Source organism: Brachybacterium sp. p3-SID957 (assembly GCF_025144775.1).
Classification (GTDB): domain Bacteria; phylum Actinomycetota; class Actinomycetes; order Actinomycetales; family Dermabacteraceae; genus Brachybacterium; species Brachybacterium epidermidis.
This window is the reverse complement of the sequence record NZ_JALXKT010000060.1, coordinates 1-18,942: the sequence shown is the minus strand read 5'-3', so window position 1 is coordinate 18,942 and position 18,942 is coordinate 1. Positions and strand designations below refer to the sequence as shown.

Here is an 18,942-nt window from a genome sequence, read left to right as displayed (position 1 = left end):
GCGATGCGGTTCGTGGCCTACTCCGACCGCAGACAGGTCGCCGCCGCGTTGAAGCCGATCTACACCGCCCCCAACGAAGAGACCGCGAGGAATGCTCTGGCCGATTTTGAGGCCTCCGAGTTGGGGAAGAAGTACCCGTCCACGGTGGCGACCTGGGCGAACTCGTGGGAGCGGTTCACGCCGTTCCTGCAATTCCCGCCGATGCTGCGCAAGGTCATCTACACCACCAACAGCATCGAGTCGTTGAACTTCCAGCTGCGGAAGGTCACCAAGAACCGCGGGCACTTCCCCTCGACGGACGCGGCAGTGAAGCTGTTGTGGCTGGCGATCTGCAACATCGAGGACAAACGCGCCCTGGAGCGGGAGAAGGAACGTGGCAAGCCCGCCGACCAGCGTCGAGCATCCGGCCGGCTGGTCGAGGGCCAGGTCGTCACCAACTGGAAGCAGGCTCTCGCCCAGCTCGCTGCCGCCTACCCCGACCGGATCAACCCCTACCTGTGACAACCCCGCTTACACAGACAGATTGACAGGCCCCGCGCGGCTGGCCGCTTCCCGGTCGACACTTGCGCAGAGGACTTCCGTCCTGCCGCCTCGAGCGTCTCGGCGTGCGGGCCCAGCATCTCCCGGAACGCGCCCTCGCGGTCCTTCGGTGCCGGGGTGATCAGGAACAGGATCGCGCCCAGCACCGCCCAGGCGGCCAGCAGGATGTACTCCTGCGGCCAGATCAGCGACATGCCCGTCTGCGGGATCAGGGCGAAAGCGATCACCAGCACCGCGCCGATCGCGCCCAGGGCCGGCAGGAACGCTGGCCGGGCCCGGTAGCCGTACTCGAGGCCGGGGTAGCGGCGCGGCATGCGGTACTTGGCGATCACCACCAGTAGCCACACGATGCCCAGGAACACGCCGCCGGCGTCGAGGAACCACACGATGGCGCCCGGGCCCAGCCAGCCCAGGCCCAGCGTCGCGGCCAGCACGAACAGCAGCGCCCGGCGGGGCACCCCGGAGCGCTCGTCGATGTGGGCAAGGCCCGCGGGCAGCAGTCGCGCCCGGGCCAGGGCCAGCACCACGCGGCTGGAAGCCACGAACAGACCGATGAAGCTGGTGATCAGGCCCAGCACCGCGATCATGAACGCGGCGAAGCCGAGGATCGGCATCCCGGCGGCGGTGAAGGCGTCAATGGTGCCCAGCTCCATGCCGGCCACGTCCTCCCATGGCACCACGTAGGCGGTGGCCAGCAGCACCGCCGAGTAGAACGCGGCAGCCACGGCAACGGTGAGCACCACGGCCCGGCCCACCTGGTGGGGCTTCAGGCTGGACTCCTCGGCCAGCACCGCCACCAGGGAGAAACCCACCACGTAGGTGATGCCGGGGACCACCATGCGCAGGGTGGAGGCCACGGGGGGCTGCTCCGGGGCCCACATCGGCCACAGGTTCGAGGGCGAGCCCGTCACCAGGGCGGCGATCACCAGGGCAGCACCGATCAGCAGCATCACCGCGAACAGCGCCACCTGGATCTGCGCCCCCAGCGACACCCCGAACCAGTTCAGCGCGAACACCGCCAGCGCCAGGGCGACGCCCACCGCCAGCACGGGCAGCGTCACCGCCTCCCCGGCCACCTCGTACAGCGGGATCGACCCCATGGCGGGCACGTACTTGGCCAGCAGCGTGCCCAGCGCGGTCACGTAGAAGGAGAGCGAGGCGATGTAGGCGCCGATGTGGAACCACCCGGTGGTGAACCCGGCGGAGCGCCCCAGGGCGGCGTAGCCCCACACCACCTCGCCGCCGGCACGGGGGATGGCGGAGGTGAGCTCCCCGTAGGCCAGCGCCACGCAGGCCGCGAGGGCCGCGCCGGCCAGCAGGCCCAGGATCATGCCGCCCGCGCCGAGATCCGCGAAGAAGGTCGAGGAGGTGTAGATCCAGCTCGAGCCGACCACCCCGGCCACGCCGAGCGCGATCAGCGAGGTCAGGCCGAGGGACTTCTTGAGCTCCGCCATCGGAGGTCCTTCCGTTCGAGGGTGTCGCCACATTGTGCACGCGGCCGGCACCCCATGCGAAAGCGGGTCTCTCGGTGGAGCGGGCCAGGCGCACGTGGACCGGGCCGCGGGCCTGGTCGAGCAGCTGATCCGCCGCAGCCTCGAGCACCTGCCGGAGGAGGAGACGGAGATCGACGTCGAGGCCCACCCCCAGGTGGCCCTCGAAGCGGCCCGACGTTCGATTGTGCTGCTGGAGAACGACGGGATCCTGCCGCTCGCGGAAGGGGCCGAGGGAGCGCTTGCGGACTCGGTCGACGGCGCGCAGGACGCTCTCCCCGGGACTGCCGATGCCGCGATCGCCGTGATCGGCGACTTCGCCCAGACCCCCCGCTACCAGGGCGCCGGCTCCTCCCACGTGAACCCCACCCGTCTGACCTGCGCCCTCGGTGCGATCCGGGGCGATCTCCCGGCCTGTCCGTGTGACCGGGGACGAGCCGGTCCCCGTGGTGGGCACCACCTGGGCGGTCGGGGAGGTGATGGCGCTGCCTGCCGCGCAGGCCGTGCTGGCCCCGCTGTTCGCGCAGATGCCTATCTCGCAGGACGAGGAGATGCAGAAGATGATCGAGCAGATGCCGCTGAACCGGCTCTCGGGCCTGGGCGGCCTGGACCGCGCGATGATCCAGCAGCTCGTGGACCAGGTCAACGCGGCCCTCTGATCGCGGTTAAGGGGCTTGCGGCGACCACGCCGGGAAGATCACCGAAGCGTGCCTGCGCGTCTCTGCTGAGCAGGATGCGACCGGTCTGTGCGGCATGGGCGGCGATGATCAGGTCGTGCGCTCCGCGAGGCCTTCCCGAGCGCCGTGCGTGGGCGATGAGTCGACCATGGTGGGCAGCAGTGGCCTGGGTGTACTCGAGTACGTCGACCATGTCGATGATCGTGGCCAGAGCGCGTGCGCGGGCTGCGGCGTGCGCGGCGGTACGTGCCAGCTCGATCCCGGTCCGGTACTCGGCAACCGTGACGGCGGCGATCGCCAGCTCGTCATCGTCGAGCGCCCTCTGGTCCAGCACACCGTGCTCGTAGTCGATGAGGACGTTGGTATCGATGATCAGTTGTCGTCCCACGGCGTCCCCGTGCTTTCGGCTACGAAGTCGAGGGCTTCGGCGATATCGGCCCTGAGGTGCTCGTCCGGGGGTGGCAGCGCCGCAAGTGCATCCCGGAGGTCCCTGCCGGTACGGCACACGGCCGGGCGCATCTCGGCGATGGGCCGGTTCCCCCGGGTGACCACCACGGACTCGCCTGCTTCGATGGAGTCGAGCAGGTCCGAGAATCGCCGAGACGCCTCCGTGGCGCTGATGGTTCGCATGGCCCCAGAATATCTGATAATCAGACTCTGCATGCGTCATTCCCTTCAGATAAACCGGGATGGGGTCGGGACTGGATCACCAGGTGGTCTCGGGGGAGGGTCGCTTGTCGGTCCTGGTGGCTGATCACTGGGGGTGATTGCCTGCCCGTGGATGCCGACTGCCTCCCATTGGTTCGGGATCGGTGAGCGGTGGCGATGACCCGTGGGCGTCGTGATGACCAGATCCCCGCTTGCGGCATCCCGGGACGTCGACCAGCCGGGCAGCTCCACCACGTAGTTGAACCGCTCGCACAGGCCGGCGCCGTTCTCGAGCGTGGTGGTACCACCGCGGGCATGACCCTTGATGTGGTGGACATGGCGGGAGGCGGCCTCGCATCCCGGCGTGCGGCACTGCCGTTCCCGGGCCAGTACGAAGCGCCGCATGTGCCCCGTGAACAGGCGCTTCCGCGTGTCCATGGACGTCAGTTCTCCCGTGACCGGGTCGGCGTAGAGCCGGCGGATCCAGCGTCGCACCTCGGACGGTGGTTGTTCTGAATCGGACGCTGGTACTGGTACTGGTGCGGGACTGGGCGCAGACCCTGGCCCGGAATCGGACGGAGGCGTCGCGGTGGATGCCAGTGGTGCGGAAGGGGTGGGGGCCGCTCCGGGCGGGGTTGCGTCCTGTGCCGCCTCCGGCTTCGGGAAGAGCCGGCCGGTGAGGGCGAGGTGGCGCGCGACGGGGCCGGGAATGGGGTGGCCCTCCAGTTGGGCGGTGTCGTCCCCACCGGCCAGCAGGGTGCGGTCGGTCATCAGCAGCTGGATCTCCACCGGGGCGACGGCCTGTTCCTGACCGGTGACGCGGGCGGTGAGGGCATCGGCCATGACCTGACCGCGAGAGCGCCCATCCCCCTCCGCGCGGGCAGCATCAGCAGCGGCACTGAGGGAGGCGTACGCGGCGACGCCCTCGTGCAAGGGCAGCAGGGCAGACAGGCGCATCATGCCCACCGCTGCCGGGCGCTGGCTCACGTGACGCTGGCCCACGTTGCGCTGGAGTCGGGCAACGGCGGCCTCCTGGTCCAGAGCGTCGGCCCGCGCCCGGGCCTTCCGACCGGCGGTGCGAGGGGACACCTGGTGAAGAGTCGGGGCAAGCTCCGCGTCGATCTGCCGGCGGTCCTCGTCGTCCAGGACGATCACGGCGCGGGCGACCTCTTCCGCGGCCCACCCGGAGACGGCTCCCTCGGCCATCCGCTCCCAGATGCGAGGCAGGGTCTCGACGATCACGCGACGCAGCGCGAGCTGATTGCCTGCGCGCGAGGGTGAGATGCCGCGCGCCAGAGCGATCTCGTCACCGGTGCCGGAGCCGAGCTTCGATGCGGGAAGACCGGCTGCCCTCTGGGTCTTGATCCGCTCATTCCGCAGTGCTATCTCGTAGCCGGATTGAAGGGCATCGAGAATGTTCTTCAAGCCCTCGACGGCACCGATGGCCTCGACCAGCTCGACGGCGTCGGGCGCTGATGGGGCATGGGGCCGGTGGGAGGCCGCAGGGGTGCCGGACGCGGAGACGGAGTGCAGCACCGGGGCCGCGTCGGGACGCGCGGAGGCGATGCTACTGGCCAGATCGCTCAACTGGGCTCGCACGTCCGAGAGTGCGTCAAGGGTAGGTGAGGAGGGAGAGGCGGCAAGTGCAGTGCTCATCATCATCCCCTCCCATGCTCATATCGAATGCGTGTACGAAATCAGGATAGGTGAGCTTCGGGGCGCATGCAATGCTTTCGAAGAAATGCATCAAGAATGTGGATGACAGGCCATTGTGGAGGAACCACTGGACGTCGATGTGGATCGTGCAGGACTCAGGAATCCCCCACGCCGGTGGAGTCCAGCAGTCCACGGACGTAGGCGACGTCCCGGTCGTACAGCTCCGCATGGCCGTACAGCTCCGGGTTCTGCTGCTCGACCGACTGATGCCGGGAGAAGCCCGCCAGGATCCGCAGGCGGTCGTACGGCGCGAAGTCACTGTGGCACGCCACCTCCGGCCAGGGCCGGTCGCTGCCACACCCATCTCGGCATCGGATACGCGGGCACCGTGCCGGGTAGGAACTCCATGATCTCGCGTCCGTCCTCACTGAATCCGAGCGGGCGGGGGACCTCGGTGACCCCAGCTGCACGGCAGTGCTCCATGAGGCGGTGCACCGCCGGGGACCACGAACCGCCGGGACGCAGCACCGTCGCACCCCGACGCGACACCGGCCCCATATTCCCACCGGCCAGTGCGATCTCCTCGCCCATGTCATGATCCATTCCACGTCTCCAGCACGTCCTCGATGCGCCCGTGGATGCGCAGCGTGGCCTGATCGTCACCGCGCGTGGGACCGTCGTTGACGATCACCACCGGGGTGCCGGCCTTCACCGCTGCCCGCACGAACCGCAGCCCCGACTGCACGGTGAGGCTCGACCCCAGCACCAGCAGACGGGACGCCTCCTGGAGCGCGCCGTACGCCGCGGACACCACCTCCCGACGGGCCGATTCTCCGAAGAACACCACGTCGGGCTTGAGGATCCCGCCGCAGAGCCCGCAGGCCGGGTAGCGGAAGTCCGAGGTGCGATCCACCTCTGCATCGCCGTCGGGCGCCTGTGCCGCATCGGCCGCGAGCTCGGGCAGGCGGGCGGCGAGCTCGGGATTCATCGCCAGCATCCGATGGTGCAGTGACTCGCGCCGGGTGAGGGTGTCGCAGCTCTGGCAGCGCACCCGGTCCAGCCGTCCGTGCAGGTCGATCACCGGCTCCGAGCCCGCCTGCTGGTGCAGGGCGTCCACGTTCTGGGTGATCACCGATGTGACCGGCAGGGTCGATGCACCGAGCTCCGCCAGCAGCACGTGCCCCCGGTTGGGACGCGCCCGCAGGAACTGCGTCCAGCCCACCGTGGAGCGCGCCCAGTAGCGCCGCCTGGCGAGGTCCGACCCCATGAACTCCTGGAACGTCATCGGTGCCCGGGGCACAGCATCGCGCCCGCGGTAGTCCGGCAGCCCCGACCCGGTGGACATCCCCGCCCCGGTCAGCACGGCCGTCGGCTCCCCGGTGAGCAGATCCCATGCCTCCTCCACCAGCTCGGGGGCGCTCGTCAGCCCATAGCTCGCACCCTCGACGGGGCCCCAGGCGGGCATGCGCATCAAGGGGCGAGAGGAGGGGGCCGGGGCCGGCGGGGAAGCGCTGACCGGGGCCGGCGGGGAAGCGCTGGCAGTGGCCGACGGGGGAGCGCTGGCAGTGGCCGACCGGGGAGCGTCGATGCGGGCCGGGGCGGTGGCGGTGGAGAACCAGCGGCCGACGTCCGCGGCCGGTCCGGCCTGGCCCGTCTGCTCGCTGTCGGTGCTCATCGCTCCAGCGTAGAGCCCACGTCCCCGGGGTCGTCAGGGCTTTCACGGGGGCTGCCGGCGGTGTCGTCGCGGCGCCGGGCTCGCATCCGCTGCATCACGAAGCCGATCCCCGCGATGAGCCCGAAGCCGGCCACGATCACCGAGTAGATCCGCACGAAGCCCTCCAGCGCCTCCCCGCCGGCCACCCCGAAGAAGTACCCGGCCACCACGAAAGCCGCGTTCCAGATCGCCGAGCCCAGGCCCGTGGCGGCGGCGAACAGGCGCACCGGCATCCGCTCGATGCCCGCCGGGATCGAGATGAAGGTGCGCACCATCGGCACGAACCGAGCGATCGCCACCGCCGGGAAGCCGTGGCGGTCGAAGAACCGCACGGCCATGTCCACGTCCTTCTCCTCCAGCAGCGGCAGGCGCCGCACCAGGGCACGGGTGCGATCCAGGCCGAGTGCCCGGCCCACCGCGTACACCCCGAGGCCGCCGACCACGGATCCCAGCGTGGTCCAGAAGATCGGCACCAGCACGTGCTGGTCGTTCGCGGCCGCGCTCACCCCGGCGAAGGGGAGCAGGATCTCCCCGGGCACCGGGGGGAACAGCGCCTCGGCGGCGATCACCAGGGCGATGCCCGGCCCGCCCAGGAACTCCATGACGCGGATCGCGAGATCGGCCAGATCCATGCGCGCTCCGTCCTGCCCTGGTGCCGAGGTCACTGCCAGGGTCCGACGGGGAGAGTACCGACCGCGGATGACGCGCCGGTGAACATCTTGGGGCGGCCTCCCCGGTCTGCCCCGATCGGTCCCGCGATGTCCGTTTGCCGCCTATCCTTCGACCATGGCGACGAGTGGTGGCGCCCGCGGGGCAGCGAAGGAGGTCGAGGACAAGGCCGAGCAGGTGGCCGACCACCCGTGGATGGAGAAGGCCGCCCGTGCCGGCTTCATCATGAGCGGGGTGGTGCACCTGCTGATCGGCTGGATCGCCCTGCAGGTGGGCTTCGGATCGGACTCCGAGAGCGCCGACCAGTCCGGCGCGCTGAGCACTCTGGCCGAGGCCCCCGGTGGCATGGTCCTGCTGTGGGTGGGCGGCATCGCGATGCTGGCCCTGATGCTGTGGTTCGTGGCGGAGGCGTGGTTCGGGTCCAAGCGGGAGACCGACACCAAGGGCCTGGTGAAGCACGCCGTGAAATCCGTGGGCAAGGCCGTGGTCAACGCCGCCCTGGGCGTGACCGCACTGCGCTTCGGCACCGGCAACAGCAGCGACTCAGGGGAGAAGACCTCCGAGGTCACCGGCATGTTCCTGGGCAACCCCGTGGGGCGCGTGCTGATCGCCGTGGCGGGGCTGGCGGTGATCGGCATCGGCGTCTACCACATCGTCAAGGGCGTCACCCGCAAGTTCGAGGAGGACCTGCAGGCCACCGGCGGTGGCAACGTGGGCAGGGCCGTCGTGGTCACCGGGGTGGCCGGGTACGTGGCCAAAGGCCTGGCGCTGGTCGGCGTGGGCGTGCTGTTCGGCTGGGCCGCTATCGGCGCCGATCCGGAGAAGGCCACCGGCATGGACGGAGCCATCAAGCAGATGGCGACCCTGCCGGCCGGCACCGTGCTGCTGGTCGTGGTGGGCGTGGGCCTGATCCTGTACGGGATCTACTCGATCCTGCGCTCGCGCTACGCGTCCATGTGAGACCGGGCCGCGCGCTCGATCCAGCGCCCTCCCGCACCGAGCACGAGAAGGGGCAGTACGACTCCGCGTACGCCAACATGGAGATGTACCTGATGCTGAAGGAGCGTGCCGTGGCCTTCCGCCAGGACCCCGAGGTGCAGGAGGCGCTGGCGTACTCGGGCATCGAGGAGCTGGCCCAGCCCACCCTCGGCGAGGGCGAGTCCGTGGAGGACCTGCTCGCGGACCGATCGACCTACGAGGACTTCGACGTGGACGCGGCCGGTGCGCGCAACTACGGCTTCGTGCGTCTGAACCAGCTGGCCATGCAGCACCTGCTCGGCTTCCGGGCCTGAACTGAAGGAGAAAGCGATGACGACGCCTCCCGGTGCCCCGGCCACGATGCGAGCCGCCGTCCTGCACGGCGTGGACGACGTGCGCATCGAGGACGTCCCGGTCCCGCCCATCGGCGAGCACCAGGTGCTCGTGCAGGTGGCGGCCGTCGGGGTGTGCGGCTCGGACCTGCACTACCACCGCCAGGGGCGCATCGCCGACTTCGTGGTCGAGGAGCCGATGATCCTCGGGCACGAGGCCTCGGGGGTGATCGTCGCCGTCGGGCCCGCCGTTGCCCAGGAACGGGTGGGCCAGCGCGTGTCCATCGAGCCGCAGCATCCCTGTCGTCGCTGCGAGTTCTGCCGTACCGGCCGGTACAACCTGTGCCCCCACATGGAGTTCTACGCGACCCCGCCGATCCACGGCGCGTTCGCCGAGTACGCCGTGATCGATGCCGACTTCGCCCACCCCATCCCGGAGTCGATGAGCTGGGAGGCAGCTGCGCTGTGCGAGCCGCTCAGCGTCGGTGTATGGGCGTGCGGCAAGGCCGGGATCGGCGTGGGCAGCAGCGTGCTGATCGCCGGTGCGGGGCCGATCGGTTTGATCATCGCCCAGACGGCCCGAGCCCTTGGCGCGAACCGCGTGATCCTCAGCGACCCCGCTCCGCTGCGCCGTGAGGCTGCGCAGGCGGCCGGGTTCAGCGAGGTGCTGGACCCGGGTGCCCCAGCGACCGATGGCTCAGCGCCCGGCGGCACAGCACCCGCGCAGGTCGATGCGTTCATCGACGCCCCGGGTGCGGAACCGGCCGTGCAGGCCGGGATGCGCACGGTGCGGTCCGGCGGCCGGGTGGTCCTGGTGGGGATGGGGGCCGACGAGATGACTCTGCCCGTCTCGACCATCCTGACCCGCGAGATCGTGCTGACCGGGGTGTTCCGCTACGCCAGCACCTGGCCGACCGCGATCGCCCTGGTCGCATCCGGGGCGGTGGACCTCGATTCGCTCGTCACCGCCAGGTTCGGCCTGGCCGAGGTGGAACGGGCGCTCGAGATGGCCACCCGCCCCGAGCACCGCAAGGTCCTCGTGCTGCCCTCCGATCTCCTCACAGTCTGAACCGCATCCCCGAAAGGAACTCGCCATGACGCTCGTCCTCGGCATCGACTCCTCCACCCAGTCCACCAAGGCCCTGCTGGTCGACGCCGAGACGGGCGAGGTGCAGGACGAGCGCCGCGCCGCCCACCCCGAGGGTACGGAGGTCGATCCCCGTGCCTGGCTGGCCGCGGTGGACGAGGCGGCCGGTCCCCTCCTGGAGCGGGCCGAGGCCCTCGCCGTGGGCGGCCAGCAGCACGGCATGGTGCTGCTTGACGAGCACGGCGACGTGGTGCGCGACGCCCTGCTGTGGAACGACACCCGCTCCGCACCGCAGGCGCAGGCCCTGATCGAGGAGATGGGCGGGCCCGAGCAGTGCGTCGGTGAGATCGGCAGCCTGATGGTGGCCTCCTTCACCGCCTCCAAGCTGCGGTGGGTGCGGGACAACGAGCCCGACAGCGCAGCGCGCGCCCGCTCCGTGATGCTCCCGCACGACTACGTCTCCCGTCACCTGGCAGGGGGAGGGGACGCCTTCACCGACCGCGGTGATGCCTCCGGCACCGGCTACTACTCCACCCGCACCGAGGCCTGGGCGCCTGAGCTGGCCGAGCGCGCCCTGGGCCACGCCCTGGAGCTGCCACGCCTCCCGTCGACGCCGCAGGAGGTCATGGCACGCACCCCGGGAGGCGCCGCGATCTCAGCCGGCACCGGCGACAACATGGGCGCGGCCCTCGGGCTGTCGCTCGGCCCGGGGGACGTCTCCGTCTCGATCGGCACCTCCGGTGTGTGCGCCATGGTCACGGACGTCCGGCCCGACGACGCCTCCGGCACCGTCACCGGCTTCGCCGACGCCACCGGCCGCTTCCTGCCGATGACCACCACCATCAACGCCTCGAAGATCCTCGAGGCGGGACGCGGCCTGCTGGGCGTGGACCACCAGGAGCTCTCCCGGCTCGCGCTCGCCTCCGAACCCGGAGCGGGCGGGGTGACCCTGCTGCCCTACTTCGACGGGGAGCGCACCCCCAACCGCCCCACCGCACGGGCCACCCTCACGGGAATGAGCGCCTCCACCACCCGCGAGGACGTGGCGCGCGCCTACGTGGAAGGCCTGCTGTGCTCCCTGGCCGACGGCATCGCGGCCCTCGAGGACGTCACCGGCACCGCTGTGGCCCGGATCGTGCTGATCGGCGGCGGGGCCCGCAGCCGCGCCGTGCAGGAACTGGCCCCGGCCGTGTTCGGCCGCGAGGTCGAGATCGCCCCGAGCGGCGAGTACGTCGCACTCGGAGCAGCCCGCCAGGCCGCCTGGGCGCTCGCCAGCACCGACGAGCCACCGCACTGGGAGATCACCGGCAGTCGCACCGTCGGCGCGGAGCCGACACCGCAGGTGCTGGGGGCCTACCGTGAGCTCAAGGAGCGCACCGAGGGCTGGTGAGCCCATGAGCACCCGGACCGGTATGCGGACCCCTTCCGGCTGAAGCCGCGGGCCGAGGCCAGCCTGCGGTGGATCGTGGATTAGGCCGGCGTCACTGCCGCCATCCCCGGGGCCCGCAACGCCGAGCGGGCCAGGAAGAACGCGGCCGCCGGCAGCGAGCCCACCGCTGACCAGCGTGCCGTCCTGGACCGCATCGACGCCGCCGTGCGCGCGACGTACGACGGACTGCTGCGTGAGAGCATTCACCCGCAGTGGTGACAGCGCCGCGCCCGGTAGTGCATAACGAAGGAGCCGGCCGGTGGGATCAGCGACAGATCGCAGCGGTCGCCCGCTCCGCCGTCTCCACCCGGTACGGCCCGTCGGCCAGCGAAGCAGTGGCCGTCAGCTCCCTGCTGGGGATGAACCGCCGCCTCCCGGCGCGGTCCACCAGAACCATCCCCTCAGCATTGAGGACCACGAGAGAGTCTTCGTCGCGTCGAAGAAGGATGGGGCTGCTCAACAGGTCGGGGCGCAGCGCCCCGTCGACGAGGCTGGCACTGCTGGTCACCGTCGTGCGACCGGCGCGAAGGGCGTCGAGCACCCCGGCGGGGGACGCCTCCTCGACACAGACCCACGTCGTCGGAGTGCCGGGACGGATCGGGGTGTCGAGGGAATGGAAGTCGCTGCCCCCCAGCAGCGTGAGCGGGCGCTGTCCTGCGAGCTCCCTGGATCTGTCCACCAGCGCGAGCCAGGCGAACGCTGCGGTGGACGCAGGGGCGGCGTAGAGATCAGCGTGGATGATCTCCACACCGCTCACTTGCGCGGGGACTGTCTCGAGCCAGGCGCAGTCCCCGGAGACGGGATGGTTGACGGATAGCAGCCCGCCCGCCGCCTCGACATCATGGGCCCACTCGTCAATGTCCTCGCGAAAGTCCACCGCGCCGATGGGGCCGAAGGCGTTGGCATGCCCCCGGTGCGAAGTCACCTCTTGTCCGGGCAGGAGCAGGATGCCCTGCCGGGAGCCCGCGTCCTCAAGGTGCTGGTGGTGGCTGACCGTGTTGTGATCGGTGACGACGAGGAAGTCGAGCCCGGACCGGACTCCCTCGCGCGCGACCTCGTCCAGGCCACAGTTGCCGTCGGAGTGGAGGCTGTGACTGTGCATGTCCCCGGCCAACCACCGCATCCCCTCGGGCGCGGGCAGAGATCTGTCACTCCCCCTCGGTCCCGGTGGCTCCGGAGCGACAGGCTCGCCATGCTCCGGGGTGTGTCCTGCGGGGGAGAGGACACGCACCACGGCACGCACGGACCCGACGGGCACCGCATGAATCCCGAGGACGACAGCCCAGCGCCCCGGTTCGAGGGGGCCTGCCGAATACCCCGGCGTCGCCGTCTGTTCGCCGATCATGAAGCGACTCCGGGCCCCTCCCGACCATCCCCGCCATCCCTGCGGGCCGACGCAGCCGAGGTCGACCACCGCCGCGTCGGCGCCCGCCCCGTCAAGGCTCACCTGCACCTCGAACGATGCCGCCCCGGGGTCAAGGTGGAACGAGACCTCGATATATCGCCCACGCGTCTGGCGTTCGAGAGTCAGATCGACCTCGAGGTGGATCTCTCGCGGCCGGTGCGCCCGGGTCATGCCCCGGCGCCCATGATGCGATTTCCCGACGCCCGGTCGAAGACGAGCACACGTGCCAGTGGTAGCGTGAACCGCCCAAGGTTGCCGGGCTCCGGTGCCTGATCGTCGGGGACGACGGCCTGGAGACGCTCCTCACCGTGACGCGCTGTCACCAGGGCGCTGGCGCCGAGGTTCTCGACGCTAACCACCACGGAGTCGATGACCACCGCCGGTGCGGCGGACGGACGGGTGGCTCCGTCTTCAAGCGTGAAGCCGACGTATTCCGGGCGGATCCCTACCGTCACCGGGTGGCCGCGCTCCAATATCTTTCCGCCCGGTAGGGACAGTCCCGACGCGGGGATCGTGGTCCCGAAGCACTCGATGCACCGGTCACTGATCTCCCCGTCGAGCAGGGCCATCGGTTGGGACCCGATGAAGCCCGCAACGAAGCTCGTGCGTGGATCGCGGAATACCTCGCGCGGCGTGCCGACCTGCTGGATTCGGCCATCCTTCATGATCGCCATGCGGTCGGCGAGGGCCAGGGCTTCGGCTTGGTCATGGGTGACGAAGACGGTCGTGACCCCCAGCTCGCTCTGGAGCTCCTTTAGGAATGTGCGGGCCTCCAAGCGGAGCCGAGCATCGAGGTTGGACAGCGGTTCGTCCAGGAGCAACACCTGCGGGCGCGCTGCCATCGCACGCGCCAGGGCGACCCGCTGCTGCTGTCCACCGGACAGCTGGCCGGGCCGCCTGTCCAGCAGATGCGCCAGCGACAGCCGCTGTGCACGCTGTTGCGCGACCTGGTGCCGCTCCTCCCGCCGGACCTTCTTGATCCGCAGCGGGTAGGCGATGTTGTCCACCACGGCCATATGCGGGAAGAGGGCATAGTCCTGGAACACCATGGCGACATCACGCGTACCCGGATCCAGGGCCGTGACGTCGCGCTCGCCGATGTGCAAGGTGCCTTCGCTGAGGGATTCCAGGCCCGCGATGGAACGTAGCAGGGTAGTCTTCCCACAGCCTGAGGGGCCCAGGAGGGCGAAGAACTCCCCGGGCTCGATCCGCAGGTCGATGCCGTCCACAGCGCGCACCCCGCCCGGGTACTCCTTAACTAACCTGTCCAGGATGATTGGTGAAGTCATGCCTTGATCCCTCCGAAGAAGCGAAAGCCGAACTTGCGGTTCACGACTAAGTAGACCGCGAGCACGGGCACCACGAAGATCAGCGAGAACGCCGAGATGAGGCGAAGGTCGGCCTGGCCCGCCTCCGTGTAGAACGTGTACATCAGCACCGCCGCGGGCTGTGTGCTCGGGTCTCGCAACAACAGGAAGGGCACCAAGAAGTTGCCCCAGACCTGCACCATTCCCCAGATGGTCACGAAGGCGATGCCGGGGCGCGCCACCGGCACCACTACGTGGGTCAGCACCTGTAGGCGGCTGGCACCGTAGAGGCGTGCAGACTCCTCGTACGACCGAGGCACGGAGTCCATGAAGTCCTTAAGGATGAAGATGGCCGTGGGTAGTAAACCCCCGGTGAGCACGAGCATCACACCGGGGCGGGTGTCGATCAGACCCACCGCGGTCATCAGCTGGAAGGTGGGCACCATTGCCGCGGTGCCCGTGACGATGGAACTGAGCAGCAGCATCCCGTACAGGAGGGCATCGCGGCCCGGAATTCGCACCCGGGACAGCGCATAGCTGGCCAAGGTGGCAGTCACAACGGTCACAGCCATCGTGCCCGCGGCAAGGAGCAGAGAATTGCCGATCGAGCGCAGCGCATACGGGTTGTCGGCGAGGGTGCGGAAGTTGCCGAGGGTCCACTCCGGCCATTGCACAGACATGCTGGGTGACGCGTCGAACGGTGCGACGAACAGCCACGCCAGCGGGATGGCGAAGAACGCACCCACGGCCACCAGAAAGAACACGAACGTTACGCGCGCGAGGACCGAACGACCGGTTCTCAGGATCATCGTCGAGACCTCCCCGCAGCGATGGAGACAACGGCGATCACTAGGTTGATCACGAGCATGATCACCGAGAGTGCGGCCCCCATTCCCAGCTGACCTCCTGGGATGGCTGTCTGGTAGATATACACCGACAGGACGCTGGTCCGTCCATTGGGTCCGCCGGCAGTGAGCAGGTAGGGGCCGAAGGAGTTGAAAGTCCACAGCGTGATCAGCAGGACGTTCGTGAGGATGTGCCCGCGCAGGGACGGTAGGACCACATCGCGCAGCTGCTCGAATGTGCGCGCCCCGGCTAGACGTGCGCCCTCCAGCTGGCTCGGCGGGATCGTGGTCAAAGCCGAGGAAAACAGCTGCATGGAGAACGCCGCCCCGGCCCAGATGTTGAACAAGATGATCATGGCCAGGGGGTTCTCAATCAACCAGGCATGTCCGGTGGTTCCCAGTAGGCCGTTGAGGGTCCCGCTGCGGCGGTCGAGCAGGGCCAGCCACAGGAATGCCTGCACCGACCCCGGGATCACCCAGGCGGTGAGCACAAAGGTCTCGAGGATCCCGCGGGCGAAGCCCCGCAACCCGCGCAATGCCCAAGCGAGGGCGAACCCGAGCATGGTCTGACCGGCGACCCCAGAAACCACCACGAAGACCAGCGTGATCCGCAGTGAGCCCCAGAAGCTCGGGTCCTCGATTGCCCTGCGGTAGTTGTCTAGCCCCACGAACTCCGTGGCGATTGCAGCTATCCCGGTTAGCCGGTAATCGGTCAGGCCGAGATAGATCGTCCACAGGGCGGGGAACAGCAGGAACACCGCGATCAGAACGAGGGCGGGCGTCACGAAGCCGATCGCGCGCGCTATGCCGAGCCCGGCGGCGTCCGTTGCGCGGACGCGTCCCGGAGAGGTGCCGCGGCTGCTCGCCCGGAGCGGGGCGAAAAGAGGGGTCATATCAGCTGCTGCTCACGTTCTCATCACCGACGATCCCGGCGACGGTGTCCGCATAGGTCTGCGCAGCCTCCTCGACCGGAACGCCGGAGACGACATCAAGCGTGGCCTGCTGGAGCGCGACCGAGATCTCCGGGTACTCGGCCAGGCTCGGGCGGTAGAGAGACGTTGGCAGGACCTCCTGCGCAATCATCGACAGGAGCGGGTCCCCGCCGAGGTTCTCGGCGTTGACGTCGTCCCGCTGCGTGATGGACACCGTGTTCTTGGTGCGCTCCTTGATGGCCTCCGCCGAGGTCATGAACTCGATGAGCTGCCAGGCCAGGTCGGGATCAGCCGCGTTGGGGTTGAGTACCTGGCACCCCGCTCCGGAGAAGGAGACGAAGTCCTGGCCGTTGACCCCGGCTCCCGGCTCGCGGGCCGGGATCTTCGCGAAGCCCACGACCTCGTCACGGTCCTCCATCGGCGCGGTGCCCGCGCCCTCCGCGGGGTTGACGACGGCCCGCCAGAAGTAGTCACCCTCCAGCAAGATTCCGATCCGGCCTTGGGAGAACTCCTCGAAGGAGGCGTCGCGGCCGTTGGCCTCCTGCTGGAGGACCGGGTCGCCGAGCTCTTCGTCGATGTAGATAGTGCGGTAGAGGGACAGGGCCTCCCGCATCCCTTCGGTGTTGCCGAGCCAGGTCCCGTCCACCCAGACCTCCTCGCCGACGCCGGCGAGGATGGGCAACAGGCCCTGCATGGTGGTGGCCTCGCCCATCGCTGTGCCCGCGTTGAGTTGGATCGGCACCACATCGTCGAGTTCCTTCAGTGCGCGACCAGCTTCCAACAGCTCATCCCAGCTGGCCGGCTGCCAGTCCTCGGAGAGGCCGGCCTGACGGAAAAGGTCGCGATTGAAGTACCAGACACGGCCGTTCGTGCCGTCCGGGACCCCGTAGATGTCGCCGTCGAACGCCGCGGAATTGCGCACCGCTTCGTTGATTTGATCCCAGCCGTCCCAGTCCTCGACACCATCGGCGACCTCCGTTAAGGGCTTGATGTAGCCTGCCTGGGCAAACTCACCCACCCAGGTGCCGTCGATCGAGATGACGTCCGCACCGCGGCCGGAGTTCAAGTCCAGGGAGACCTTCGTCTTGTAGTCCTCGTCGTCGACTCCCTGAGGCTCGAACGTAACCTGGACGTCGCGGCCGTTCTCCTTCTGCTGGGCGATGAAGCCGGGGATGACGTAGTTCTCGATCCACTCGGCGCTCTCGGCGTTCTTCCCACCGACGATCGCGTTACTGGTGATGGTCAGCGAGTTCTGGTCGGACCCACCTCCCCCTTCGGAGGAACAGGAGGTGGCGAATAGGGTGAGAGCGCCGCCGACAGTAGCGGTCGCGGTCATAGCTGTGCGTCGGGACATGGGGGCGGCGTACTGACTTGTCATGGGCAACCTCTCGGGTCAGTGCTACGAGCGCTACGCAGCACGTTCTGGCCTACGCCTTTTTTCTATCTCGTAGAAGAAGTGTTCACCAGGGGGAATCGCGCGTCAAGAGCCAAAATTCACCGAGCGTGCCGTTGGAATTCAGCGGCTCATCGCCAACTGTTCAGCGAGCAGTCTCGGGAAGGCAGGTGTCAGCGGAACTGGCGCTCCAGGACCACGCTCGCGGCGCCCATCGCCCCGGCATTCTCTCCGAGGGCGGATGGGATCACGCGCACCGGGGTGCGTTCTCGACCCCCAGCACGACCGATCTCCTGTGCGGCATGTGGTAGCCGGATGTCACGCACCAGCTCCCAGTACGGGCCGCCGAGGATCACGGTCCCAGCGTCCAGGACGTCGGCGGCGATGGCGGCCATGTGGTGGATGCGCGCACCAGCCGACCGCAGGAGGGAATACGCAGCCGTATCCCCGTCTTTCGCCATCACACACAGCCGGCGAAATGCCTGTCCGACGTGGCGGGCGTCCCCGTAGGCGACGAACGGGCCGTCAAGGATGCCCTGCTCTCGCGCGGTGGCGACCACTTCGGTCGGGTCATGGGCGGTGGGGTGGGTGGAGCCCGCGGGGGGCGAGAGCAGCTCGAAGAGCCGGCCGACCTGACCGGCGTTGCCAGACTGGCCCGGGACAGCGCGTCCGCCCGTCGCGATCCCGAGTCCCGTACCCGTCCCGTGGTAGACGAAGAGGCTGGTCGCCTCCAGCAACTCGCCGCCGCGCACCCAGATCTCCCCGGACATCGCCGCGAACGTGTCCTTCAGCAGCGGCACATCGCGTCCTAGATGGTGCCCGAGCAACTGTGCCAGAGGCACCCCGTTCCAGTGCGGCAGCCACACTGAGTCGACGATCGCCCCCTGCGCGGGATCGACGCGCCCAGGCACGGCTAAGGCGCACTGGACGGTCGGGGCATCATCGGTCGGGACGGCGTGGAGCACTTTGTTCACCAAGCCCGCTGCAGCGGCCATGGTCGCGGAAGGGTTCTCGGCGTCGACGCTCTCGTCGTGGGCGATCTCAAGCGGCTGTCCCCTCAGATCCATGAGCAACGTGGTGGTCAGTGCCGGGTCGATGTGGACGCCGACGGCGTGCGCAGCGCTTGGGACGAGATCGAGCACGGCCCTCGGGCGGCCGCGACCGGTGCTCACCGTGCGCACCACACGCAGCATCCCCCGCTTCTCGAGCCCGCGCACGATCACCGAGACCGCCTGGATCGAGAGCAAGGAATGCTCAGCGATCTCACGCTGGCTCGAGGGACCCAGCCGGCGCAGCGCATGGATGACCGCCCGGATGTTCTGCTCGCCGAGCTGGGTGCGGCTCGTCCCCGTTGACATGACGCTCCCTCCTGCCGGGGACAGTCAAGCATCTGAGGGCGGTGGTTGCGTAATCGCCGGGCCTGCGTGATGGTGCGGTGCGATGGTTGCTGTGCCGTCGGAGCTGCACGTGATGCGTCAAGACACGGGGGAACGGCGTGTGCGAGTCTCATTCTCTTTGGGGCCCTAGCGCACCCACGAGCGAGACAATTCAAGTAGGCAACGCCATGAGGGTGCGAAGTATCCTTGTTGGGTGCCACCAATGCACGTGGGGGAACGAGGAGCCCGGGGCCAACCCGGGGTTCCTGTACCAGGAGAACCCCGCGTGTGACGCAAGGGCGGGGTCGATTCCCTTCGAGAGCTTCCATCGCAATGCCGACCGCGTGTCATGGCCTACATCGCGAAGACTGTGAACTCTCTGCGGTCAATGAGGGAGTCTCGCTATCACGACGGTCTCCCGTTCGTGCTCCATCCCAAGCGTAGCGTCCGGATCGCCGTGTCCA

The 18,942-nt window shown here is 69.0% G+C and carries 18 protein-coding genes and 1 pseudogene; 6 read left to right on the top strand and 13 right to left on the bottom strand.

Going from position 1 to position 18,942, the window contains the following annotated elements:
* Window positions 1–501 (top strand): transposase (locus M3B01_RS11895; RefSeq protein ID WP_259792344.1); only part of this gene is annotated, 501 nt, incomplete at its 5' end.
* On the opposite strand, the gene M3B01_RS11890 is transcribed toward M3B01_RS11895, so the two are convergent.
* Window positions 492–1,994, bottom strand: coding sequence for an APC family permease (locus M3B01_RS11890; protein WP_259792342.1), 1,503 nt, complete (start codon window positions 1,992–1,994; stop codon window positions 492–494). The two genes, M3B01_RS11895 and M3B01_RS11890, sit on opposite strands and share 10 nt — an antisense overlap.
* A 458-nt stretch (window positions 1,995–2,452) precedes the next feature.
* Between M3B01_RS11890 and M3B01_RS11880 the strand changes: the two genes are divergently transcribed.
* The gene (locus M3B01_RS11880) at window positions 2,453–2,689 is read left to right on the top strand and encodes a hypothetical protein (RefSeq protein WP_259792340.1); all 237 of its coding nucleotides are present in this window, start codon (window positions 2,453–2,455) and stop codon (window positions 2,687–2,689) included.
* Here the strand turns inward: M3B01_RS11880 and M3B01_RS11875 are convergent.
* From M3B01_RS11875 to M3B01_RS11850, 6 genes are all read right to left on the bottom strand, one after another.
* Window positions 2,673–3,095, bottom strand: coding sequence for a type II toxin-antitoxin system VapC family toxin (locus M3B01_RS11875; protein WP_259792338.1), 423 nt, complete (start codon window positions 3,093–3,095; stop codon window positions 2,673–2,675). The genes M3B01_RS11880 and M3B01_RS11875 overlap by 17 nt on opposite strands.
* On the bottom strand, window positions 3,080–3,337 hold the full coding sequence (locus tag M3B01_RS11870; RefSeq protein WP_193866463.1) for a type II toxin-antitoxin system Phd/YefM family antitoxin: 258 nt from the start codon (window positions 3,335–3,337) through the stop codon (window positions 3,080–3,082). The genes M3B01_RS11875 and M3B01_RS11870 overlap by 16 nt, the downstream gene beginning before the upstream one ends.
* Before the next feature lie 45 nt (window positions 3,338–3,382).
* Complete coding sequence (locus M3B01_RS11865) at window positions 3,383–5,011, bottom strand: HNH endonuclease signature motif containing protein (RefSeq protein ID WP_259792335.1); 1,629 nt, start codon at window positions 5,009–5,011, stop codon at window positions 3,383–3,385.
* A gap of 155 nt (window positions 5,012–5,166) precedes the next feature.
* Window positions 5,167–5,343 (bottom strand): hypothetical protein, encoded by a 177-nt coding sequence (locus M3B01_RS11860; protein ID WP_259792334.1) that lies wholly within the window; start codon window positions 5,341–5,343, stop codon window positions 5,167–5,169.
* A gap of 260 nt (window positions 5,344–5,603) precedes the next feature.
* Window positions 5,604–6,686: a Sir2 family NAD-dependent protein deacetylase gene (locus tag M3B01_RS11855; RefSeq protein WP_259792332.1), complete on the bottom strand. Its 1,083-nt coding sequence runs from the start codon at window positions 6,684–6,686 to the stop codon at window positions 5,604–5,606.
* On the bottom strand, window positions 6,683–7,357 hold the full coding sequence (locus M3B01_RS11850; RefSeq protein ID WP_193866467.1) for a DedA family protein: 675 nt from the start codon (window positions 7,355–7,357) through the stop codon (window positions 6,683–6,685). The genes M3B01_RS11855 and M3B01_RS11850 overlap by 4 nt, the downstream gene beginning before the upstream one ends.
* A gap of 154 nt (window positions 7,358–7,511) precedes the next feature.
* Here M3B01_RS11850 and M3B01_RS11845 point away from each other — a divergent pair, with 154 nt between their 5' ends.
* From M3B01_RS11845 to xylB, 4 genes and pseudogenes are all read left to right on the top strand, one after another.
* On the top strand, window positions 7,512–8,354 hold the full coding sequence (locus M3B01_RS11845) for a DUF1206 domain-containing protein (RefSeq protein WP_259792329.1): 843 nt from the start codon (window positions 7,512–7,514) through the stop codon (window positions 8,352–8,354).
* A gap of 8 nt (window positions 8,355–8,362) precedes the next feature.
* A pseudogene (locus M3B01_RS11840) lies at window positions 8,363–8,686 on the top strand (xylose isomerase); the annotation flags it as partial.
* 16 nt (window positions 8,687–8,702) lie between these two features.
* Window positions 8,703–9,773, top strand: a complete 1,071-nt coding sequence (locus M3B01_RS11835; RefSeq protein ID WP_259792328.1) for an NAD(P)-dependent alcohol dehydrogenase — start codon at window positions 8,703–8,705, stop codon at window positions 9,771–9,773.
* 25 nt (window positions 9,774–9,798) lie between these two features.
* The gene (gene xylB, locus M3B01_RS11830; RefSeq protein ID WP_259792326.1) at window positions 9,799–11,181 is read left to right on the top strand and encodes a xylulokinase; all 1,383 of its coding nucleotides are present in this window, start codon (window positions 9,799–9,801) and stop codon (window positions 11,179–11,181) included.
* A 304-nt stretch (window positions 11,182–11,485) separates the two neighbouring features.
* On the opposite strand, the gene M3B01_RS11825 is transcribed toward xylB, so the two are convergent.
* From M3B01_RS11825 to M3B01_RS11800, 6 genes are all read right to left on the bottom strand, one after another.
* Window positions 11,486–12,796 (bottom strand): CehA/McbA family metallohydrolase, encoded by a 1,311-nt coding sequence (locus M3B01_RS11825; RefSeq protein ID WP_259792324.1) that lies wholly within the window; start codon window positions 12,794–12,796, stop codon window positions 11,486–11,488.
* Complete coding sequence (locus tag M3B01_RS11820; protein WP_259792322.1) at window positions 12,793–13,914, bottom strand: ABC transporter ATP-binding protein; 1,122 nt, start codon at window positions 13,912–13,914, stop codon at window positions 12,793–12,795. Before M3B01_RS11820 ends, M3B01_RS11825 begins: the two co-directional genes overlap by 4 nt.
* Window positions 13,911–14,741, bottom strand: a complete 831-nt coding sequence (locus tag M3B01_RS11815) for a carbohydrate ABC transporter permease (protein ID WP_259792320.1) — start codon at window positions 14,739–14,741, stop codon at window positions 13,911–13,913. The genes M3B01_RS11820 and M3B01_RS11815 overlap by 4 nt, the downstream gene beginning before the upstream one ends.
* Window positions 14,738–15,670, bottom strand: coding sequence for a carbohydrate ABC transporter permease (locus tag M3B01_RS11810; RefSeq protein WP_259792318.1), 933 nt, complete (start codon window positions 15,668–15,670; stop codon window positions 14,738–14,740). Before M3B01_RS11810 ends, M3B01_RS11815 begins: the two co-directional genes overlap by 4 nt.
* 1 nt (window position 15,671) lies before the next feature.
* A complete protein-coding gene (locus M3B01_RS11805; RefSeq protein ID WP_259792316.1) occupies window positions 15,672–17,087 on the bottom strand; it encodes an extracellular solute-binding protein in 1,416 nt (471 codons plus the stop codon).
* A 188-nt stretch (window positions 17,088–17,275) separates the two neighbouring features.
* Window positions 17,276–18,460: an ROK family transcriptional regulator gene (locus M3B01_RS11800; RefSeq protein ID WP_259792314.1), complete on the bottom strand. Its 1,185-nt coding sequence runs from the start codon at window positions 18,458–18,460 to the stop codon at window positions 17,276–17,278.
* Window positions 18,461–18,942 lie beyond the last annotated feature (482 nt).

Excerpts from the sequence above, each read along its gene's own strand:
- M3B01_RS11870 (WP_193866463.1), bottom strand. The coding sequence starts at position 3,337 with ATGCGAACCATCAGCGCCACGGAGGCGTCTCGGCGATTCTCGGACCTG.
- xylB (WP_259792326.1), top strand. The coding sequence starts at position 9,799 with ATGACGCTCGTCCTCGGCATCGACTCCTCCACCCAGTCCACCAAGGCC.
- M3B01_RS11845 (WP_259792329.1), top strand. The coding sequence starts at position 7,512 with ATGGCGACGAGTGGTGGCGCCCGCGGGGCAGCGAAGGAGGTCGAGGAC.
- M3B01_RS11850 (WP_193866467.1), bottom strand. The coding sequence starts at position 7,357 with ATGGATCTGGCCGATCTCGCGATCCGCGTCATGGAGTTCCTGGGCGGG.
- M3B01_RS11800 (WP_259792314.1), bottom strand. The coding sequence starts at position 18,460 with ATGTCAACGGGGACGAGCCGCACCCAGCTCGGCGAGCAGAACATCCGG.
- M3B01_RS11810 (WP_259792318.1), bottom strand. The coding sequence starts at position 15,670 with ATGACCCCTCTTTTCGCCCCGCTCCGGGCGAGCAGCCGCGGCACCTCT.
- M3B01_RS11825 (WP_259792324.1), bottom strand. The coding sequence starts at position 12,796 with ATGACCCGGGCGCACCGGCCGCGAGAGATCCACCTCGAGGTCGATCTG.
- M3B01_RS11890 (WP_259792342.1), bottom strand. The coding sequence starts at position 1,994 with ATGGCGGAGCTCAAGAAGTCCCTCGGCCTGACCTCGCTGATCGCGCTC.
- M3B01_RS11820 (WP_259792322.1), bottom strand. The coding sequence starts at position 13,914 with ATGACTTCACCAATCATCCTGGACAGGTTAGTTAAGGAGTACCCGGGC.
- M3B01_RS11815 (WP_259792320.1), bottom strand. The coding sequence starts at position 14,741 with ATGATCCTGAGAACCGGTCGTTCGGTCCTCGCGCGCGTAACGTTCGTG.
- M3B01_RS11805 (WP_259792316.1), bottom strand. The coding sequence starts at position 17,087 with ATGACAAGTCAGTACGCCGCCCCCATGTCCCGACGCACAGCTATGACC.
- M3B01_RS11865 (WP_259792335.1), bottom strand. The coding sequence starts at position 5,011 with ATGAGCACTGCACTTGCCGCCTCTCCCTCCTCACCTACCCTTGACGCA.
- M3B01_RS11855 (WP_259792332.1), bottom strand. The coding sequence starts at position 6,686 with ATGAGCACCGACAGCGAGCAGACGGGCCAGGCCGGACCGGCCGCGGAC.
- M3B01_RS11835 (WP_259792328.1), top strand. The coding sequence starts at position 8,703 with ATGACGACGCCTCCCGGTGCCCCGGCCACGATGCGAGCCGCCGTCCTG.